Genomic DNA, 17,809 nt, shown 5'->3' with positions numbered 1-17,809 from the left:
GGTTGGTGCACGCGCCCCTGTCACATCGAGGTGATCGGCGATGAAAACGAAGGCCGCAGTTCTGCACGACATTCACAAACCCTTCGAGATCGAGGAACTGGATCTCGACGGTCCCCGCGAGGGTGAGGTACTGATCAGGTTCACCGCCGCCGGGCTGTGCCATTCGGATCTGCACATGGTCGACAACGACCTTGTGGTCCGCTTCCCGATTGTCGGAGGTCACGAGGGCGCCGGCATCATCGAAGACGTCGGGCCCGGGGTCACCAAGGTGAAGCCCGGTGACCATGTGGTGTGCAGCTTCATCCCCAACTGCGGCACCTGCCGTTACTGCTCCACCGGCCGCCAGAACCTGTGCGACCTGGGCGCGACGATCTCCGAGGGCTGCATGCCCGACGGCAGCTTCCGGTTCCACCGGAACGGTGAGGACTACGGCGGCATCTGCATGCTCGGCACGTTCTCCGAGCGGGCGACCATCTCCCAGCACTCGATGGTCAAGGTCGACGAATCGCTGCCGCTGGAGACCGCGGTCCTCGTCGGCTGCGGCGTGCCGACCGGCTGGGCCACCGCGAACTACGCGGGCGGTGTCCGCGCCGGCGACACCGTGGTGGTCTACGGTGTCGGCGGCATCGGAATCAACGCCGTGCAGGGCGCGGTACACGCCGGGGCGCTCAACGTCGTGGCGGTCGACCCGGTGCCGTTCAAGCGGGAGGCCGCGCTCAAGTTCGGCGCGACGCATGCCTTCGCCACCGCCGGGGAGGCGCAGGAGAAGCTGGTCGAGTTGACCTACGGCCAATTGGCCGACCAGGCGCTGATCACCGTCGGCACGGTCGACGAAGAGGTGGTGACCGCTGGCTTCAACGCGGTTGGCAAGGGCGGCACCGTGGTGATCACCGGCCTGGCCAACCCGGAGAAGCTCACCGTGCACGTCTCCGGCGCGGTGATGACCCTGTTCGAAAAGACGATCAAGGGCACCCTGTTCGGCTCGGCCAACCCGCAGTACGACATCGTGCGCCTGCTGCGGCTGTACCAGGCGGGTCAGCTCAAGCTCGACGAGCTGGTCACCCGCCGCTACACCCTCGAGCAGGTCAACGAGGGCTACCAGGACCTGCGGGACGGCAAGAACATCCGCGGCGTGATCATCCACGACGCGAGCTGATCACCTCGTCGCGCGCGCCCACCCTGGTCTTACTTTCGGGTGGGCGCGCGCGATTTTTTCGTGGACTATCAGACCCGCCGTGGACCCCCGAACGGAAAATTCGGTCCGGGTCGGGTTTCCGGCCCCCGTTGTGCTCGTCAGGGGCGAGGCGGTATCTTGACGCGGTATTTCACGGCTATTGTGTGGGGTTTGTTGTGGTCACGGGTAAGGTTGTTCGTTTCGACGAGATTCGCGGGTATGGATTCGTGACGCCGGACGGCGGCGGGGAGGACGTGTTCGTCCACGTCAACGATTTGGACGTGGACAAGCGGCTGATCGCGCCCGGCGCCGTCGTCGAGTTCACGGTGGAGGAGGGGGATCGCGGGCCGAAGGCCTCCAATGTGCGGATCGTGCGCAACGCGCCGGCCGTCACCAAGGAGGTCGAATACCTCGAGTTTTCGCTGGAATTTCGCGAGGAACTGACCGAGGCGCTGCTCACCGGGGTGCCCACGCTGACCGCCGAGCAGATCGTGCGGGTTCGCATGACGGTGCTCGACCTGGTGCGCGACCGCGGCTGGCTCGACAGCGACGAGTGACCGCCGAGGTTTGCCGCCGCGCGCGACGGGCAACCGGCCCACATGAAGGCTGTCGCATGGCACGGTAAGCGTGACGTCCGGGTGGACACCGTGCCGGATCCGCGGATCGAGGAACCGGCCGACGCGGTCGTGCGGATCACCTCGACCGGCATCTGCGGTTCCGACCTGCATCTGTACGAGGTGCTGGGTCCCTTCATGGAAGAGGGCGACATCCTCGGGCACGAGCCGATGGGAGTGGTCGAGGATGTCGGCTCCGGCGTCGATTCGATCAAGCAGGGCGATCGTGTGGTCGTGCCGTTCAACATCTCCTGCGGCCACTGCTACATGTGCTCCAACGGCCTGCAGTCGCAGTGCGAGACGACCCAGGTCCGCGAGCAGGGCAAGGGTGCGGCCCTGTTCGGTTACACCAAGCTCTACGGCCGGGTGCCGGGCGGCCAGGCGGAGTACCTGCGTGTTTTCCAGGCCCAGTACGGCCCGATCAAGGTGCCGGAAGGCCCGCCGGATGAGCGGTTCGTCTATCTCTCCGACGTCGTGCCGACCGCGTGGCAGGCCGTGGAGTACGCGGCCGTGCCGGACGGTGGGAGCGTGGTCGTGTTCGGGCTCGGGCCGATCGGCCAGATGTGCTGCCGGATCGCCCGCCATCGCGGCGCCGGCCGGGTGATCGGGGTCGATCTCGTATCCGAGCGGCTCGCCCTCGCCGCGCGGTACGGCGCCAGCACGCTCGACATGCGCGAGCATGCGGACATCCCCGCCGTGGCGCGGGACATGACCGACGGGAGGGGTGCCGATTCGGTGATCGACGCGGTCGGTATGGAGGCGCACGGCGCCCCGGTCGGCAAGCTGGCGCAGCAGTTCGTCGGCGTGCTGCCGAAGCCGGTCGCCGCGAAACTGGCCGAGCGGGCCGGAATCGACCGGCTCAGCGTGCTCTACCAGGCGATCGACACGGTCCGCAGGGGCGGCACGATCTCGCTCAGCGGGGTCTACGGCGGCATGGTCGACCCGCTGCCGATGATGGAGCTCTTCGACAAGCAGATCCAGCTGAGGATGGGCCAGGCGAACGTGCGCCGCTGGATCGACGACGTCCTGCCGTTGGTCCAGCGTGACGACGACCCGCTGGGCGTGGAGGATCTGGCGACCCACCGGCTGCCGCTGGCCGAGGCGCCGGACGCGTACCGGATGTTCCAGCACAAGCGGGACGGCGCGATCAAGGTGCTGCTTCAACCATGACCGCCGCCGACTGGGTGCCGGACACCACACAGGTGAACCGGCTGCGAGGCGGCCAGTGGATGCCAGGGCTGCGGCCTCTACCGGGACGCGACCCGGACGGTGTTCGGCGCCGGGCCGGAGCACGCGAAGGTGATGATGATCGGGGAACAGCCGGGCGACCGCGAGGACTTGGCCGGCGAGCCGTTCGTCGGCCCGGCCGGGCGCCTGCTCGACCGTGCTCTCGTCGACGCGGGGATCGACCGTGACGACGTCTGTGTCACGAACGCGGTGAAGCACTTCAAACACGTGCGCGGCGAGCGAGGCAAGCAGCGGATCCACAGGAAGCCGTCACGCACCGAGGTGGTCGCTTGCCGCCCCTGGCTGGTGGCCGAACTGGCGGCGGTGCGACCCCGGCTCGCGATCGTCCTCGGTGCGACGGCCGCGCAGTCGTTGCTCGGCCCGTCGTTCAAGATCACCGAAAACCGGGGCGCGCTCCTTGACGCGCCCGCCGAGTTCGGCGGCCACCCGGAGCACTACTGGCCACCGTCCATCCCTCGGCGGTCCTGCGCGCCCCGGATCGTGCCGCCGCCTACGACTGGCTGGTCGCCGACCTCAAGGCCGCGGCCCCGGGGCTTGCCGCGACATAGCGGGCTTCACGTCCAAAACCACCTCGCGCGGGTGTCGATTGGGCGTCGTCTCGTTCGCCGTGGTGGTGTGAAAACCCAGCGCTATGACCAGCGCTATGACTAAGGAGACGGCATGCGAAAGCTGATGGTGACCACGTTACTCGCCGCGATCGACCAGGTCTGATTCATGGACTCCTCGCCACTGCCGTCTGGTTGTCCGCGGCCGTTGAGCCAGATGAATGATCATGCCGCGCAACGGCCGTTTTGATCATGGCCTTCGTTGCCTGGATCGCGACGCTCTCGGGGATGCGCCCCGTCCCGCGGGCGGCGACCGCATAGGTCTCGCGCCGGGCGTTGCGCTCCATCTTGTCCAGTGTCGCTAGGCTAGCCTCCAGGTCGTCGGGCATGACGACACCGGCGATCATTCGCCATTCCGGGTGCAGATTCCGCGGCGGCTCGTAGAACTGCCGCGCGGTGGGCGGCGGATGGGCACCGTGGGCAGTGGGATGATGGACTGGTGGCAATTCGGTGACGCTCTCGCTCCGCAGGTGAGACCGGAGACCGTTGAGGAATTTCACCGCGGGACCGAAACTCCGGGGAGTGAACCACTCCTGGTGCCGGAAGCCGCCGTAACAGAGGTGGAGTAACAGCAGGAGAGGGCCGGGGAAGCGGGCGAGCAGGTTACCCACCTGCCCGACCAGTCTGCCGGTAAGCCATGTCCGCAGTAAACGCGCCATCCGGACCATGTTCATCCCGATGAGCACGGACGGGTTTTCCAACTGCCACACGACATCGCCGTCGGCGATTTGGGCGAGTTCATGAGCCTCGTCGAGGGCCGCTCGCTCGGATACGTCGAGGCATCGAAGCGAATTCCCTGGTGACCGAGGGAACGTGAACAGAGCCGGGTCCAGTGGATTGGGCACGCTGATCTGCAGCCTGGTGTCCGTCAGTTCTTTGTGCTCGGACCTGATGATGCGGAAGGCCTCCAGTGTCCGGCGCAGTTCGGGCATGCGGTTCGCCGACACGTGTTCGGGCCGGAGCTCCACTCTTTTGCGTACTTTGTTGGAGCGCATGTCCTGGTAGCCGGTGTATCCGCCGTCGTGGACGGTTTCGAAGACCTCGGGCCGGGTGCCGGTCGTGTCGCGCAGATATCCTTCGGCCCAGCGCGGGTCGGGATCGCACGGCAGTGCGGTGAGGGCACGGCCTTCGCTGTGCTCGAAAACCCGCTTCAGTTCGAGACAGGGGTCCGGCGGCAGGTTCGGTGACAGGCTGCCCACGAAATGAAGGCCTCGGGGCAGGTCGGAAATGGCATTGGTCATGCACTCCACGATGCGGCAAAGTCCGACATCCCGCTGGGGATCAAGATCGAAAAGGTCGAGTTGTCCACAGGAGACAAGTTTTCCACAACTGTATCGACTGCCTCTTGCGAAATTTTCTGCGATCTGGTTCGACAACTTGACGGCATGTTGCGCGAAACGAGGCCGCGGAGTTCGGCGTCGAGCACGGACGAGGAGACCTCGCGGGTCGCGAAAGCTGGACTCGCGTGTCGTGACGGGTGGACTCGCGTGTCGTGGAGGGTGGACTCGCGGGTTGTGAAAGCCGGACTCGGCCTGGATCATGGCGATCGTTTGGCTCCGCGACCTCGGGCGGCATGCGCAGGTTCGGCTCGTCCAGGGCGACCACGAAAAATGTCGGTTTTCTCGGTAGTCACGCCGGTCTTGATCCCCGGATGGCAGCGCGTAAACCCGGGTACGCTGCGTCCATGGCCGATCTCGGTGAGTACCGGAGGAAGCGGGATCCCGCGTGTACTCCGGAACCGATGCCCGATTCCGGCTTGCTGCCGCGCGGCGAAGACGACGTGTTCGTGATCCAGGAGCATCACGCGCGCCGCCTGCACTGGGACGTGCGCTTCGAACGAGAAGGTGTGCTGGTGTCGTGGGCGGTGCCGAAGGGCCTGCCGCCCCGGCCCGGTACACAACGGCTGGCCGTGCACACCGAGGACCATCCGCTGGAGTACGCGAGCTTCGAGGGCGAAATCCCGGCGGGCGAGTACGGCGGCGGCACCATGACCATCTGGGATCGCGGCACCTACGAGACCCTGCACTGGAACGACCACAAGGTCGAGGTGCGGCTGCGCGGGTCGCGGGTGCGGGGCACCTACGTCTTCGTCAACCGGCACGCCGACCGGGACTGGGTAGTGCTGCGAGCCGACAAGGGAACCGGGGAAGACCTGCCCGAGTTCGTGCCGCCCATGCTGGCGCGTAAGGGCTCTCTGCCCCAGGACGACAGCGAGTGGGCATACGAGTTCCTCTGGCAGGGCGAACGCGCCCAGGCGCGGGTGGAGGGCGGCCGGGCGGAGTTCCGCAACGCCGAGGGCGAGGACGTGACGTGGGCCTACCCCGAGCTCAAGGGGCTCGGCGGGCAACTCGGAGCCACCGAGGTCCTGCTCGACGGCGAACTCATCGCCCTCGACGGCGGGAAGCCGGGCGAAGAGGCCTTGCGCCGCCGCGCCGAAGTCTCCGACTCGCGTCAGGCCAAGCGGCTCACCGACCGGTTTCCCGTGCTGTATCTGCCGTTCGACGTGCTGCACCTGGATGGAAAGTCCTGTTTGGACGATCCGTACCCGCGACGGCGGAGGCGGCTGGAACGGCTGCGGGTCGAAGGGGACTGCTGGCGTGTGCCCAAGCACTACGTCGGCGGCGGCGCGGACGTGCTGACGGCCGCGCTGGCCAACGGCCTGGCGGGAATCACGGCCAAGCGCCTCGACTCGGTCTACGAGCCCGGCCGCCGGAGCCCGTCCTGGCGAATCGTCACCCGCACACGCCGCTGATCTGCCAGGACCCCATGCCGACCACCACGGCCCGGCGCGGGTCGTATGGTTTGGACGGGCCATTCGCCCTGTTCGGTCTCACCTTCGCGGCGTGGTTTCGGTACGTGCCGGGCGGGCAACCAGAATGGCGTGACCTCACAGCTTCCGTCTCCACGATCACTTTGGGTCGACACCGCCCCCGCACCCGACCGGCGGCACGGGCTGCTGCCCGCGGAGGCCGAGGTCGTCGTGATCGGCGCCGGGATCGCCGGGCTGACGGCGGCCTACCAGCTGGCCCGCGCCGGGCGATCGGTGCTCGTACTGGAAGCCGCTGAGGTCGCGAGCGGCGTCTCGGGCCACACCACGGCGAAGGTGACCGCCCAGCACGCGCTGATCTACGCGTCCCTGAAATCCCGCAAGGGCGCCGAGGGGACCACCCAGTACGGGCAAGCCCAGGTCCGCGCGCTCAACTGGATCGCGACCACCTCGGCAGAGCTCGGTATCGACTGCGCGTTCAGCCGTCAGGACAGTTTCGTCTACACGACCGGCCGGCGAAGGACCGACGACCTGCGGCGGGAAACGGACGCGGCCCAGGAAGCGGGGTTGCCCGCGAGTTACGTCGACGAGATCGAGCCGCGAGTAGGCGCGGTGGGGGCGGTCCGGTTCACCGGGCAGGCTCAGTTCCACCCGCGTCACTGGCTGCTGGGTCTGGCCGAGCGGTTGGAACGGCCCGGCGGCCGGATCGTGGAAGGCGTCCGCGTCACCCAGGTCGAGGAAAGCGGTGTGGTGCACACCCCGCTGGGCCGGGTGCGCGCCCGTGACGTCGTGGTCGCCACGCACTACCCGATCCCCGACCGCGGCCTGTTCTTCGCCCGGCTCAATCCGGTGCGTGACCTCGTGGTGGCCGGCGAGGGGCCGGCACCACCAGGCACCTACCTCGACGCCGCGACGCACCGTTCGCTTCGCGGTCACGACGGGTTGATGATCGTCGGCGGCGAACACTACCGCACCGGCGAGCACGTCGGACGTCGAAGCGCGGTACCAACGCCTTGCCCAGGCCGCGGCGGACCTGGGCCTGACCAAGGTGACGCATCGCTGGTCCGCGCACGATATGTCCACATTGGACTCCGTGCCGTACGTCGGGCGATACCATCCCGCGGCTCGCCACCTGTGGGTGGCCACCGGGTTCGGCCAGTGGGGGATGACCGGCGGCACCGCGGCCGGGCTGCCGCTGGACGAGTTGATCCGTGGCCGGAACCCATGGGAAGCGGCGTTGTTCGACCCGAACCGGTTCGACCTCCGCTCGTCGGTGACCCTGGCGAAGGACGACGGCACCGTGGCGAAGCACCTGCCGACCGACTATGCCCGCGCACTCACTTCGGCGTCCACAGTGGACGCACTCGGGCCCGGCGCGGCCACCGTGACCAGGCGGGGCAGCCGGTTCGTCGCGGCCTACCGGGCCGAAACCGGCGAGCTGCGCACGTTGAGCGCCTGTTGCACCCATCTGGGCTGTCTCGTAGCCTTCAACAACGCGGAGAAAACCTGGGACTGCCCATGTCACGGTTCGCGATTCGGCACCGACGGCTCGGTGATCCAGGGGCCTGCGACGAACCCGCTGCCCCCGGCGTGACCATGGGGGTCGAGGAGGAGTTCCTTCTGCTCGACCCGGCCACCGGCGCGACCGTGCCACGCGCCGGGCGGGTGCTCGGCGGGGTCTGCGGGCTGCCGGACGGTGCCGCACTGCACCGCGAGTTGCGCGCGACCCAGGTCGAGGCGGCGACGGGAGTCTGCTGGGGTGCCGGAGAACTCCGTGATCACCCGCCGTGGTTCACGGTTCGATGCGGTCGGCACGGATCACCACCAGCTCCTCATATCGCTGGCCAGGCTCGATGAAGCCCGCCTCGGTCAGGTATGCCGCGCGCTCGGCCAGCACCGGGCCGAACGGCTCGACCGCACGGGCCACCACGGACGACTTGAGCCCGGTCTCCCGCAGGGACTCGCAGGTGAGCGCCACGCCGCAGATGTCGGAGTGCACCACGAGCATCGTCCCGCCGGGGGTCATTAGGTCAACGGCTCTTTCGCAGAGCACGTCCAGAAATCGCCTGCCGTCCGGCCCGGCGTCCCATGCGCGCGCCGCGCCCCGTGCGGGTCGTGCCGACGCGCAGGGCACGTACGGCGGGTTGGCGAGCACCAGATCGAACGGTGCGCCGTCGAGGGGGCCGGTGAGGTCGCCTCGGCGGACACGGGCCGGCAGTCCGCGCGTGTTGAGCCATGCGCTCAGCACCGCCGGAAGGTAGGTGTCCACCGCGATCACTTCACCCGCGCCGCACCGCGCCGCCTCGGCCGCCGCCACGCCGGTTCCGGTGCACAGGTCCAGCACCCTGGCGCCGCGGCCGAGCCCGGCGCCCCGGAGCGCGCGCAGTAACAGCCGGGTGTCGGCCTGCGGGCGGTACACCCCCGGTAGCGTCCACACCAGACCCACATACCCACCGCCCCCGGCGGATCAAACATGGCGACGACCGTCGAGCAACCGGATCACCGCGCGCTCCAGCGCCATCCGGTCCAGGTCGGACTCGATGGGGTGGTCCGGAACGTCCACAGTGGAACCGTTGCGGTAGGTCATGGTCACGCTGGGGTCCACATAGGACTTCCGGGTGACGGTCGGGGTGTTGCCCAGTTCCTCGGCCACTTCGCGCATCACCGCGGCCCTGGCCCTGGTGAAGGCGCGTTCCGAGGTGGCGGGGCGTGCCGCCGCGGCCAGCATGGTCGCATGCCAGGTCCGCAGGTCCTTCGCGGTGAACTCCTCGCCGGCGAGCTCCTTGAACCGCTCGTTGATCTGCTCGGCACGCACCTCGTGCCGGCCGCTGTCCCGGTAGACCAGCAGCCGGTCGCTACCGGACCTGGCCCGCCGCAACGACTTCATCAGCGCGGCCAGTTCCGCGTCGTTGATGCTGACGGCCCGCTCGATGCTGCCCTCGGCCGGGTACCGGAAGACCAGTTCGTCCCGTTTGATGGTGACGTCGTCGCGGAGCAGGGTGGCCGCGCCGCGCGTGCCGTTCCCCTCGGCGTATTCCTCACCGCCGGTGCGGAATACGCCCCGGTCGAGCATGCGCAATGCCCCGGCGAGCACCCGCGCCCGGCCCAGGCCGCGCTCGTTCAGGTCGGCGGCGACCCGTTTCGCGCCACGCCGGCAGCCGCTTCGCCAGTTCCAGCACGCGGTCGTGCTTCTCCTCGTCGCGTTCGTGCCGCCACTGCACGTGGTAGAGGTACTGGCGGCGGCCCGCGTCGTCGACGCCGATCGCCTGGATGTGCCCGTTCGGCCGCGGGCAGATCCACACGTCGCGCCAGGCCGGCGGGACGGCCAGGTCCTTGACCCGCCGCAGTGTCCGCTCGTCCCGCGAGGGATCGCCGCAGGGTTCGAAGTAGCGGAAGCCCCGCCCGTTGCGCCGGCGGCGGATGCCCGGCGCCGACGGGTCACTTCTGGCCAGGCGCATGGGGGATTTTCCTGGCCACCGCGTCGATTCCGGCATAGCTGCCTTCGGGCAGGGCGCCCAGGTGGCCGAGGATGTCGTCGTCCGCGCCACACGCCGCGGCGTGCCGGAGCAGGTCCGCCCGACCGCACGGGAAGTCCAGATCGGACAGTAGGGTCCGCAGCCGGTCCTCCATGACCGGCAGGTACCCACCATTCCCCGGCCACAAACCGTGACGCCCGGGGCCGGAATATCCGCTCCGGCGTCCGTGTTCGGGCTCATATGAGCAACGAGGGTCGCGGCCGGGTCAGGGCCGAGCGGAGCACCAAGCGGGTGCGGGTGACTTTCGGCGGTCAGGTCATCGCCGACACCACCCGGCCACTGCTGGTCTGGGAGGTGCCGTACTTCCCGGCCTACTACATCCCACGGAAGGACGTTTCGGACGTCCTCGAGCCCACGGGCAACACGAAGCACTCCCCGAGCCGGGGCGAAGGCCGCCTGTCCACGGTCCGGGTGGGCGAGCGCGAGGCCGTCGACGCGGCGACCGAGTACCCCGACTCGCCGATCGAGGCGCTGCGAGACCACGTCCGGCTCGACTTCGCGGCCATGGACGCCTGGTTCGAGGAGGACGAGGAGATCTACGTCCACCCCCGCGACCCGTATACCCGGGTGGACATCCTGTCCAGTTCCCGGCACGTCCGAATCGAAATCGACGGGGTGACGGTGGCCGAGTCCACGCAGCCGCGTCTGCTGTTCGAGACGGGTAAGCCCACCCGGTACTACCTGCCCAAAATTGACGTCCGCCTGGAGCTGCTGGAGCCCAGCGACACCGTCACCAGCTGCCCGTACAAGGGCGATGCGGGGTACTGGTCGGTACGCATCGGCGACGAACTGCACAAGGACATCGCGTGGTTCTACCGCGCGCCGCTGGCGGAGAGCCAGCAGGTCACCGGACTGGTCGCCTTCTACGACGAGAAAGTCGACGTTTTCCTCGACGGTGTGAAACAGGAGAGGCCGAAGACCATCTTCGCGTGACCGGGAGCGCCCCGGCTCGCGAGCGCGGATAGGCTCGGCGTATGTCCGACCGCCTGTACTTCCGCCAGTTGCTGTCCGGCCGCGACTACGCGGTCGGCGACCCGGTCGCCAGCCAGATGGTGAACTTCGCCTACCTGATCGGGGACCGGGAGACCCGGGCCGCGGTGGTGGTCGATCCGGCCTACGCGGTCGGCGATCTGCTGGACGCCCTGGCCGCCGACGACATGCGGCTGGCCGGGGTGCTCGCCACGCACCACCATCCCGACCACGTCGGTGGCGAGATGATGGGATTCAGCCTTGCCGGCCTCGCCGAGCTGCTGGCCCGCGAACCGGTGCCGGTGCACGTGAACCGCGAGGAGAGCGACTGGGTTCAGCGGGTCACCGGGCTGTCCGCGACCGACCTCACCGAGCACGACCATGACGATGTGGTGAACGTGGGGGCGATCGAGATCCGGCTGCTGCACACGCCCGGCCACACGCCGGGCAGCCAGTGCTTCCTCGTCGACGGGCGGCTCGTCGCGGGCGACACGCTGTTCCTGGAGGGCTGTGGCCGGACCGACTTCCCCGGCGGCGACGCCGAGGCCATGTACCGGAGCCTGCGGTGGCTCGCCGACTTGCCCGGCGATCCCGTGGTCTACCCGGGGCACCAGTACTCGGCCGCCCCTTCGGCCGCGCTTTCCTCGGTCAAGCAGAACAACTTCGTCTACCGCCCCCGCTCGCTGGAGGAGTGGAAGACGATGTTCGCCTCATAGGTGTTCGGAGGCGACCTTCGCGGCCAGCTGTTCGAGCAGCTCAGCAGGGCGGGCCAGGCACCGTGACAGGTCCGGTTCGATGTCCGTCAGCGCGTAGGCGGCCGAAAAGCCTTGGTGCGTAAGGACTTCCTGAGACAGCGTGACGCGTCCGGCGACTGCCACGACGGGAATCCCGCGCGCCTTCGCCGCCGAGGCTATCCCGGCCGGTCCCTTGCCGCGCAGGGTCTGCTCGTCGAACGAGCCTTCCCCGGTGATCACCAGATCCGCCCCGGCCAGCTTGTCCTCGAACCCGGTCAGCTCCAGCACCACGTCGATGCCGGGCCGGAAGGTCGCGCCCAGGATCGCCAGTGCCGCGAAGCCCGCACCGCCGGCGGCTCCCGCGCCCGGTGCGCCGGCCAGATCCACCCCGAGCTCCGCCCGCACCACGTCGGCGAAATGGCGCAGCGCGTGGTCGAGCAACTCGACGTCCGCGGCCGTCGCGCCCTTCTGCGGACCGTAGACCGCGGCCGCGCCGTGCTCGCCCAGCAACGGGTTGTCCACGTCGCTGGCCACGACCGTGTCGGCCTTGCGGAGGCCGGTCACGTCCAGCCGCCGCAGGTCCAGCAGCGCGGCGCCACCGGGTGGCAGCTCGTTTCCCTCAGCGTCCAGTAGTCGCGCTCCCAGGCCCCGCACCAGCCCGGCGCCGCCGTCGGTGCTGGCGCTCCCGCCGAGCCCCAGCACGACGTGCGAGCACCCGTCGTCCAACGCCTTGCCGATCAGCTCGCCGACGCCGAGCGTGCTCGCGGTCAGTGGCGCGAGCTTCCCGGCGGGCAGCCGGCTCAGCCCGGACACCGCCGCCAGCTCTACGACGGCGGTGTCGCCCCGCCGGGCATACCCGGTCTCCACGCGCTCCCCGGTCGGCCCGGTCGCGACCGCCGGAACATGCGCGAAACCGGCCGCCACCGCGGCGGCGACCGTCCCGTCCCCGCCGTCGGCGATCGGGCATTCGAGCACCTCAATCGCGGGCGCCACCCGCCGGAGCCCGGCCGCGATGGCCTCCGCGACCTCATCGGCGGGCAGGGACCCCTTGAACTTGTCCGGCGCGATCACCACTCGAGGCATGGCTGGCACCCTACGTGTCCTTGTCGATCCCGTTCCGCATCTCGGCGATCAGTGACGCGACCACGGCCTTGAGGCTGCCGTTGTACTCCTGGGCCACCGCCCGCTGCCGCTGGTAGCTGGCCCCGTACTTCAAGATCGTCTCGACACCGCGCAGTTCCCCGGCGCAGCCGAGCCGGCGCGCGACCGGCTCGAGCCGGTCCAGCAGGTCGGTCAGGTCCTCGGTCACCAGGCGTTCGTCCCCGGCCGCGTTCAGGATGACGATCGCCTCCAGGCCGTAGCGGGCGGCCCGCCACTTGTTCTCCTGCACATGCCAGGGCGGCAGCGACGGCAGATGCTCACCGGCGTCGAGCCGTTCACTGAAGTCGTCCACCAGGCACTGGGTCAGCGCCGCGATCGCGGACACCTCCTCCAGCGTCGGCAGCCCGTCGCAGACGCGCATCTCGACCGTGCCCAGCAGCGGCGAGGGCCGGATGTCCCAGCGGATCTCGGAAAAGTGATCGATCACCCCGGTGCGGAACATGTCCTCGACGTAGCTTTCCAGCTCGGGCCACTTGTGAAACTGGAACGGCAGCCCGGCCGTCGGCAACTGCTGGAACATCAGCGCCCGGTTGGAGGCGTAACCGGTGTCCTCACCACCCCAGTACGGCGACGACGCGGACAGCGCCTGCAGGTGCGGGTAGTAGTTGAGCAGCGCGTCGAGGATCGGCAGCACCTTGTCCCGGTCGTCGACCCCGACGTGCACATGGACCCCGTAGATCAGCATCTGGCGGCCCCACCACTGGGTCCGCTCGATCAGCTTGGCGTAGCGGGCCTTGTCGGTGACCTTTTGCTGATACCACGGGGAGAACGGGTGCGTGCCCGCGCAGAACAGCTCGACGCCGAGCGGATCGGTGACCGACCGGACGGCCTCCAGGGACTCCGACAGGTCCGCGGCCGCCTCCGCGACCGTGTGGCACACGCCGGTGATGATCTCCACGGTGTTGAGCAGCAGCTCCTGCTTGATCTTGGGATGTTCGTCGTGACCTTCGGGCCGGACCGTGTCGAGGATCCGCTGGGCCACCGACGTCAGTTCGCCGCTTCGGCGGTCGACCAGCGCGATTTCCCATTCGGCACCGATGGTCGAGCGTTGGGAGGGGTGGAACTCGATGTGCATTCAGACCTGCGCGCCGTCTCCGTCGTGCGGTCCCTGCTTGACCCGGAGCAGCAACAGCGCGATCGCTGTGGCCAGTGACAGGATCCCCAGCGGTGTGCCCACGGTGGCGCTGACCCCGATCAGGGCGGGCGCGAGCAGCATGAACAGGCCCACCAGGAAGAACAGCGCCACCACGATCGCGCCCTTGCCGGGCCGGGGCAGCGGCGGTGGCTCCGGCGGCACGTAGTGGTCGTCGTCGGTGTCCGGCCCGGGGTCGTCGCCGAGCATCGTGGCGTCCCAGCCGGTGCCGCCGGTGCGCCAGCTCGCCTCCGGCTCGGCGGCCTTGCCGGTCACCGGTTCCCCGGGCGTGTCCTCGTCCAGTTGCCCGACGCCCTCGGCTCGCAGGTCGGCGACGATCGCCGCGAACGTCGCGTCGACGTCTTCCGGGTCCGTGTCGCGCGCACTCATCTGGCCTCCCGCACGAAGTCGACACTGCGTTCGAAAATCAGCTGGGCGTCGCTGTCCAGTGTCGCGACGTGGAAGCTGTTTTCCAAGCGGACTTCGGTGGCCCGTTCACTGCGGACCCCGTCGAGGATGATGCGCGCGTTCACCGGCTCCACCACGTGGTCGACGGCCGAGCGCAGCAGGAGCAGCGGCTGGGTGACCTTCGCCAGGTCGGCCCGGACCAGGCGCCAGAGCTGGGCCAGGCTCGCCGCCGCCCGGACCGGCGTCCGGTCGTAGGCCAGTTCGGTCACTCCCGGCTTGGCGATGTCGCCGCCGACGCCGGGCACCGACGGCAGCACCCGGGAGAGCACGGGCAGCAGCTTGGCGTCCCAGCGCAACGTCGTCACCGATGGGTTGACCAGCACCAGCCCGGCGACCTGCTCCCCGAACTCCTCGGCCAGCCGCAGCGCGAGCGTGCCACCCATGGACTGGCCGAACACGAAGACCGACGAGTGGCTTGCCCGCAACGAGCCGAACTCATCGCGCACCGCGCCGTACCAGTCCGTCCAGCGGGTCCGGTTCATCTCCTGCCAGGTCGTGCCGTGTCCGGGCAGCAGGGGGCAGCGTACGCTGAACTCCCGCGCGGCCAGGTACTCCGCCCACGGCCGCATGCTCTGCGGGGTCCCGGTGAAGCCGTGGCACAGCAGCACTCCGACCTCGCCCGACCCGGTGTGGGAGAACGGTTCGGCTCCGGCGAGCATGATCGTGGCGTCCTTCCCTCGTCCGGACGGGCCACTATCGTCCCACGCCCGGGGCTTCCTTGGGATCCCCCGCCGTGCGTGTGATCCCGTCCAAGAAGGTTGTGCGGAGGTCGTGACGCTTCGTACGCTTGTTCCACAGGCGGGTTCGGGCAGGTAGGAGGGCGTCAAGCGGTGCTGTATCGGTTGTTGAAGTACGTACTGCTCGGGCCGCTGCTCAGATCGCTCTGGCCGACCAAGGTCACTGGGGCGGAGAACATCCCGGCCCACGGCGGCGCGATCCTGGCGAGCAACCACCTCGCGGTGGCCGACTCCTTCTTCATGCCGCTGCGGGTCAAGCGTCGCGTGACCTTCCCGGCGAAGCAGGAGTACTTCACCGAGAAGGGTTTCAAGGGCCTGCTGAAGAAGTGGTTCTTCACCGCCGCCGGCCAGATCCCGATCGACCGGTCGGGCGGTTCCGCGGCCCAGGCGGCGCTGGACACCGCGATCCGGCTGCTGCGCGAAGGGCATCTGCTGGGCATCTACCCGGAGGGCACCCGGTCCCCGGACGGCAGGCTCTACAAGGGAAAGACCGGCGTCGCGCGGATCGCGCTGGAGGCCGGGGTACCGGTGATCCCGGTCGCGATGATCGGCACGGACCAGGTGAACCCGATCGGGTCGAAGCTGTGGCGGCCGCGGCGCCTGGAAATCAAGTTCGGCGCCCCACTCGACTTCTCGCGCTACGAGGGCCTTTCCGGGGACAGGTTCGTCGAACGCTCCATCACCGACGAGATCATGTACGTGCTGATGGAGTTGTCCGGCCAGGAGTACGTGGACATCTACGCGGCCCGGGCGAAGGAACTGGCGACGGCCGAGGCCGCGGGCATGCGCCCCGAGGTGCCCACGCAGGCGACCGCGTTGGAGGCCGACCGGGTACCGGAGACGAAGGCGGGGTAACCGCTTACTAAGGTGCGTCGGTGCGGTTTTTCTACGACACCGAGTTCATCGAGGACGGCGTGACGATCGATCTGGTCTCGATCGGTGTCGTGGATGAACGTGGCCGCGAGTTCTACGCGGTCTCCACGGACTTCGACCCGGCCAAGGCCGGCCCGTGGGTGCGCGAGAACGTTTTGCCCAAGCTGCCTTCGCCGGCCGACCCGGCCTGGCGCAGCCGCGAAAAGATCCGCGATGGCCTGCTCGCGTTCTTCGGCAAGCCGCACGGTGGCATCGAGCTGTGGGCCTGGTACGCCGCCTACGACCACGTGGCGCTGGCGCAGCTGTGGGGCCCGATGCCCGATCTGCCGCGCCAGCTTCCGAGGTTCACCCGCGACCTGCGGCAACGCTGGGAGGACGTCGGCAAGCCGAAGCTGCCGGCGCCCCCCACCGATGCCCACGACGCGCTCGCCGACGCCCGCCACAACCTCGACCGCTGGCGCGCTATAGAAGCCCACCGTCTCCGCCGCTAGCGCGGCGGGACACGACGGCGGCGGCCAGGTCGTCCAGGAGACCGGCGGTGGTCGGCCAGTCCATGCAGGCGTCGGTGATGCTCTGGCCGTAGGCCAGCTCGCCGGCGCGGCCGAGCACGAGGTCCTGACGGCCGGCGGCCAGGAAACTTTCCAGCATGACACCGACGATCCCGCGCTCACCGCCCGCGACGCGTTCGGCGATCTCGCCGGCCACCACGGCCTGCCGCTGGTGGTCCTTGCCGCTGTTGCCGTGGCTCGCGTCGATGATCACCCGCTGCGGCAGGCCCGCCGCGGCCAGCCGGTCCACGGTGTCCCGCACGGTCGCCGCGTCGTAGTTCGGGCCGCCCGAACCGCCGCGGAGGATCACATGACAGTCGGGGTTCCCGGAGGTGGTGATCAGCGCGGCGAGGCCGTCGGCGTTGATGCCGGCGAACACGTGGCTCGCCGCGGCGGCCCTGGTCGCGTCGACGGCGACCTGCACGTCACCCTCGGTGGAGTTCTTGATCCCGACCGGCATGGACAGCGCGCTGCACAGCTGCCGGTGCACCTGGCTCGCCGCGGTGCGCGCGCCGATCGAGCCCCAGCCGACCGTGTCCGCGATGAACTGCGGGGTGATCGGGTCGAGGAACTCGCAACCCACCGGCAGGCCGAGCGCGGAGATGTCGAGCAGCAGCCGCCGCGCGATCCGCAGGCCCTGGTTGACCGTGTAGCCGCCGTCCAGACCGGGGTCGTTGATCAGGCCCTTCCAGCCCAGCGTGGTCCGGGGCTTCTCGAAGTACACGCGCATGATCACGTGCAGACGGTCGCGGACCGCCTCGGCGTGCTCGGCCAGCCGGCGCGCGTAGTCCAAGGCGGCTTCGGGGTCGTGCACCGAGCACGGGCCGACGACGACGATCAGCCGGTCGTCGGTGCCGTTCAGGATGTCGACGGTTTCGGCGCGCCCCTGGGTGACGATCTTCGCGACGGCGATCTCCATCGGGTGCTCCTGGCGGAGCAGCGCGGGCGAGATCAGCGGGCTGATGCCCACCGTCCGCTGGTTGTCCAGGGACTCGGTGGGGCTTTCGGGGAGCTGCATGACGGTCCTGGTCCTTTCGCGACCGGCCCGCCGGGGAAGCACCGAGCCGGTCTGGATATCCGGCTGGTGGGTGGGGAACTCAGTGCGCGGCGGCCTCGCCGGCTGGCCCACCCAGGGCCGGCCCGCTGAACCGGAAATAGCGCCGCAACATGTCCGTCACCCTACCATGCCGGTCCCTTTACCGATCAAGGACGAGCCCGGTTAGGCTGACGTTTGACAGATGTG

General features: G+C 69.2%; 17 protein-coding genes and 3 pseudogenes. 11 read left to right on the top strand and 9 right to left on the bottom strand.

Going from position 1 to position 17,809, the window contains the following annotated elements; translation table 11 throughout:
• The first annotated feature begins 40 nt into the window (after positions 1-40).
• From VJT49_RS26615 to VJT49_RS26600, 4 genes and pseudogenes are all read left to right on the top strand, one after another.
• Positions 41-1,156 (top strand): NDMA-dependent alcohol dehydrogenase, encoded by a 1,116-nt coding sequence (locus tag VJT49_RS26615; protein ID WP_324167659.1) that lies wholly within the window; start codon positions 41-43, stop codon positions 1,154-1,156.
• A 182-nt stretch (positions 1,157-1,338) separates the two neighbouring features.
• Entirely contained in the window at positions 1,339-1,731 is a 393-nt protein-coding gene (locus VJT49_RS26610; RefSeq protein ID WP_324167658.1) for a cold shock domain-containing protein, read from the top strand.
• Between the two features lie 42 nt (positions 1,732-1,773).
• Complete coding sequence (locus VJT49_RS26605) at positions 1,774-2,958, top strand: zinc-dependent alcohol dehydrogenase (RefSeq protein WP_324167657.1); 1,185 nt, start codon at positions 1,774-1,776, stop codon at positions 2,956-2,958.
• Positions 2,955-3,584: pseudogene (locus VJT49_RS26600) on the top strand (UdgX family uracil-DNA binding protein). Before VJT49_RS26605 ends, VJT49_RS26600 begins: the two are co-directional and overlap by 4 nt.
• Before the next feature lie 164 nt (positions 3,585-3,748).
• Here VJT49_RS26600 and VJT49_RS26595 read toward each other — a convergent pair.
• On the bottom strand, positions 3,749-5,017 hold the full coding sequence (locus VJT49_RS26595) for a hypothetical protein (protein ID WP_324167656.1): 1,269 nt from the start codon (positions 5,015-5,017) through the stop codon (positions 3,749-3,751).
• Between the two features lie 308 nt (positions 5,018-5,325).
• Between VJT49_RS26595 and VJT49_RS26590 the strand changes: the two genes are divergently transcribed.
• The 3 genes and pseudogenes from VJT49_RS26590 (at position 5,326) to VJT49_RS26580 (ending at position 8,002) form a co-directional block, all read left to right on the top strand.
• Entirely contained in the window at positions 5,326-6,393 is a 1,068-nt protein-coding gene (locus VJT49_RS26590) for a DNA polymerase ligase N-terminal domain-containing protein (RefSeq protein WP_324167655.1), read from the top strand.
• Between the two features lie 45 nt (positions 6,394-6,438).
• Positions 6,439-7,537: pseudogene (locus VJT49_RS26585) on the top strand (NAD(P)/FAD-dependent oxidoreductase); the annotation flags it as partial.
• 36 nt (positions 7,538-7,573) lie between these two features.
• Positions 7,574-8,002, top strand: coding sequence for a Rieske 2Fe-2S domain-containing protein (locus VJT49_RS26580; RefSeq protein ID WP_324167780.1), 429 nt, complete (start codon positions 7,574-7,576; stop codon positions 8,000-8,002).
• A gap of 198 nt (positions 8,003-8,200) precedes the next feature.
• Here the strand turns inward: VJT49_RS26580 and VJT49_RS26570 are convergent, their stop codons facing one another.
• The 3 genes and pseudogenes from VJT49_RS26570 to VJT49_RS26560 form a co-directional block, all read right to left on the bottom strand.
• Complete coding sequence (locus VJT49_RS26570) at positions 8,201-8,854, bottom strand: methyltransferase (protein ID WP_324167654.1); 654 nt, start codon at positions 8,852-8,854, stop codon at positions 8,201-8,203.
• A 21-nt stretch (positions 8,855-8,875) separates the two neighbouring features.
• Positions 8,876-9,866, bottom strand: a pseudogene (locus tag VJT49_RS26565) (DNA topoisomerase IB).
• Positions 9,847-10,038 (bottom strand): DUF2795 domain-containing protein, encoded by a 192-nt coding sequence (locus VJT49_RS26560; protein ID WP_324167653.1) that lies wholly within the window; start codon positions 10,036-10,038, stop codon positions 9,847-9,849. Before VJT49_RS26560 ends, VJT49_RS26565 begins: the two are co-directional and overlap by 20 nt.
• Before the next feature lie 86 nt (positions 10,039-10,124).
• On the opposite strand from VJT49_RS26560, the gene VJT49_RS26555 reads away from it, so the two are divergent.
• Both VJT49_RS26555 and VJT49_RS26550 read left to right on the top strand, forming a co-directional pair.
• Positions 10,125-10,877, top strand: a complete 753-nt coding sequence (locus tag VJT49_RS26555) for a DUF427 domain-containing protein (protein ID WP_324167652.1) — start codon at positions 10,125-10,127, stop codon at positions 10,875-10,877.
• Between the two features lie 41 nt (positions 10,878-10,918).
• Entirely contained in the window at positions 10,919-11,629 is a 711-nt protein-coding gene (locus VJT49_RS26550) for an MBL fold metallo-hydrolase (protein ID WP_324167651.1), read from the top strand.
• Here VJT49_RS26550 and VJT49_RS26545 read toward each other — a convergent pair.
• The 4 genes from VJT49_RS26545 to VJT49_RS26530 are packed head-to-tail and all read right to left on the bottom strand — an operon-like array spanning position 11,624 to position 15,067.
• Positions 11,624-12,730: a glycerate kinase gene (locus tag VJT49_RS26545; RefSeq protein WP_324167650.1), complete on the bottom strand. Its 1,107-nt coding sequence runs from the start codon at positions 12,728-12,730 to the stop codon at positions 11,624-11,626. The genes VJT49_RS26550 and VJT49_RS26545 overlap by 6 nt on opposite strands.
• 10 nt (positions 12,731-12,740) lie before the next feature.
• Positions 12,741-13,883 (bottom strand): glutamate--cysteine ligase, encoded by a 1,143-nt coding sequence (locus VJT49_RS26540; RefSeq protein ID WP_324167649.1) that lies wholly within the window; start codon positions 13,881-13,883, stop codon positions 12,741-12,743.
• Complete coding sequence (locus VJT49_RS26535; protein ID WP_324167648.1) at positions 13,884-14,330, bottom strand: hypothetical protein; 447 nt, start codon at positions 14,328-14,330, stop codon at positions 13,884-13,886.
• Positions 14,327-15,067 carry an alpha/beta hydrolase gene (locus tag VJT49_RS26530; protein WP_324167647.1) on the bottom strand — a complete coding sequence of 247 codons (741 nt, stop codon included), beginning with the start codon at positions 15,065-15,067 and terminating at the stop codon, positions 14,327-14,329. Before VJT49_RS26530 ends, VJT49_RS26535 begins: the two co-directional genes overlap by 4 nt.
• 171 nt (positions 15,068-15,238) lie before the next feature.
• Between VJT49_RS26530 and VJT49_RS26525 the strand changes: the two genes are divergently transcribed.
• Together VJT49_RS26525 and VJT49_RS26520 are read left to right on the top strand one after the other, a co-directional pair.
• Positions 15,239-16,000, top strand: a complete 762-nt coding sequence (locus tag VJT49_RS26525) for a lysophospholipid acyltransferase family protein (RefSeq protein ID WP_324167646.1) — start codon at positions 15,239-15,241, stop codon at positions 15,998-16,000.
• Between the two features lie 20 nt (positions 16,001-16,020).
• Entirely contained in the window at positions 16,021-16,509 is a 489-nt protein-coding gene (locus VJT49_RS26520; protein WP_324167645.1) for a polyadenylate-specific 3'-exoribonuclease AS, read from the top strand.
• On the opposite strand, the gene VJT49_RS26515 is transcribed toward VJT49_RS26520, so the two are convergent.
• Positions 16,481-17,584, bottom strand: coding sequence for a 3-deoxy-7-phosphoheptulonate synthase (locus VJT49_RS26515; protein WP_324167644.1), 1,104 nt, complete (start codon positions 17,582-17,584; stop codon positions 16,481-16,483). The genes VJT49_RS26520 and VJT49_RS26515 overlap by 29 nt on opposite strands.
• Between the last annotated feature and the right edge of the window lie 225 nt (positions 17,585-17,809).

The organism is Amycolatopsis sp., assembly GCF_035276945.1.
In the GTDB taxonomy this organism is placed as follows: domain Bacteria; phylum Actinomycetota; class Actinomycetes; order Mycobacteriales; family Pseudonocardiaceae; genus Amycolatopsis_E.
Note: the sequence above shows the minus strand (reverse complement) of the source record. Positions and strands in the feature narration are given on the sequence as shown.

Bases quoted from the DNA above. Each gene is read 5' to 3' on its own strand.
- VJT49_RS26615 (WP_324167659.1), top strand. From the start codon at position 41: ATGAAAACGAAGGCCGCAGTTCTGCACGACATTCACAAACCCTTCGAG.
- VJT49_RS26605 (WP_324167657.1), top strand. From the start codon at position 1,774: ATGAAGGCTGTCGCATGGCACGGTAAGCGTGACGTCCGGGTGGACACC.
- VJT49_RS26590 (WP_324167655.1), top strand. From the start codon at position 5,326: ATGGCCGATCTCGGTGAGTACCGGAGGAAGCGGGATCCCGCGTGTACT.
- VJT49_RS26580 (WP_324167780.1), top strand. From the start codon at position 7,574: ATGACCGGCGGCACCGCGGCCGGGCTGCCGCTGGACGAGTTGATCCGT.
- VJT49_RS26560 (WP_324167653.1), bottom strand. From the start codon at position 10,038: ATGGAGGACCGGCTGCGGACCCTACTGTCCGATCTGGACTTCCCGTGC.
- VJT49_RS26555 (WP_324167652.1), top strand. From the start codon at position 10,125: ATGAGCAACGAGGGTCGCGGCCGGGTCAGGGCCGAGCGGAGCACCAAG.
- VJT49_RS26550 (WP_324167651.1), top strand. From the start codon at position 10,919: ATGTCCGACCGCCTGTACTTCCGCCAGTTGCTGTCCGGCCGCGACTAC.
- VJT49_RS26545 (WP_324167650.1), bottom strand. From the start codon at position 12,730: ATGCCTCGAGTGGTGATCGCGCCGGACAAGTTCAAGGGGTCCCTGCCC.
- VJT49_RS26540 (WP_324167649.1), bottom strand. From the start codon at position 13,883: ATGCACATCGAGTTCCACCCCTCCCAACGCTCGACCATCGGTGCCGAA.
- VJT49_RS26535 (WP_324167648.1), bottom strand. From the start codon at position 14,330: ATGAGTGCGCGCGACACGGACCCGGAAGACGTCGACGCGACGTTCGCG.
- VJT49_RS26530 (WP_324167647.1), bottom strand. From the start codon at position 15,067: ATGCTCGCCGGAGCCGAACCGTTCTCCCACACCGGGTCGGGCGAGGTC.
- VJT49_RS26515 (WP_324167644.1), bottom strand. From the start codon at position 17,584: ATGCAGCTCCCCGAAAGCCCCACCGAGTCCCTGGACAACCAGCGGACG.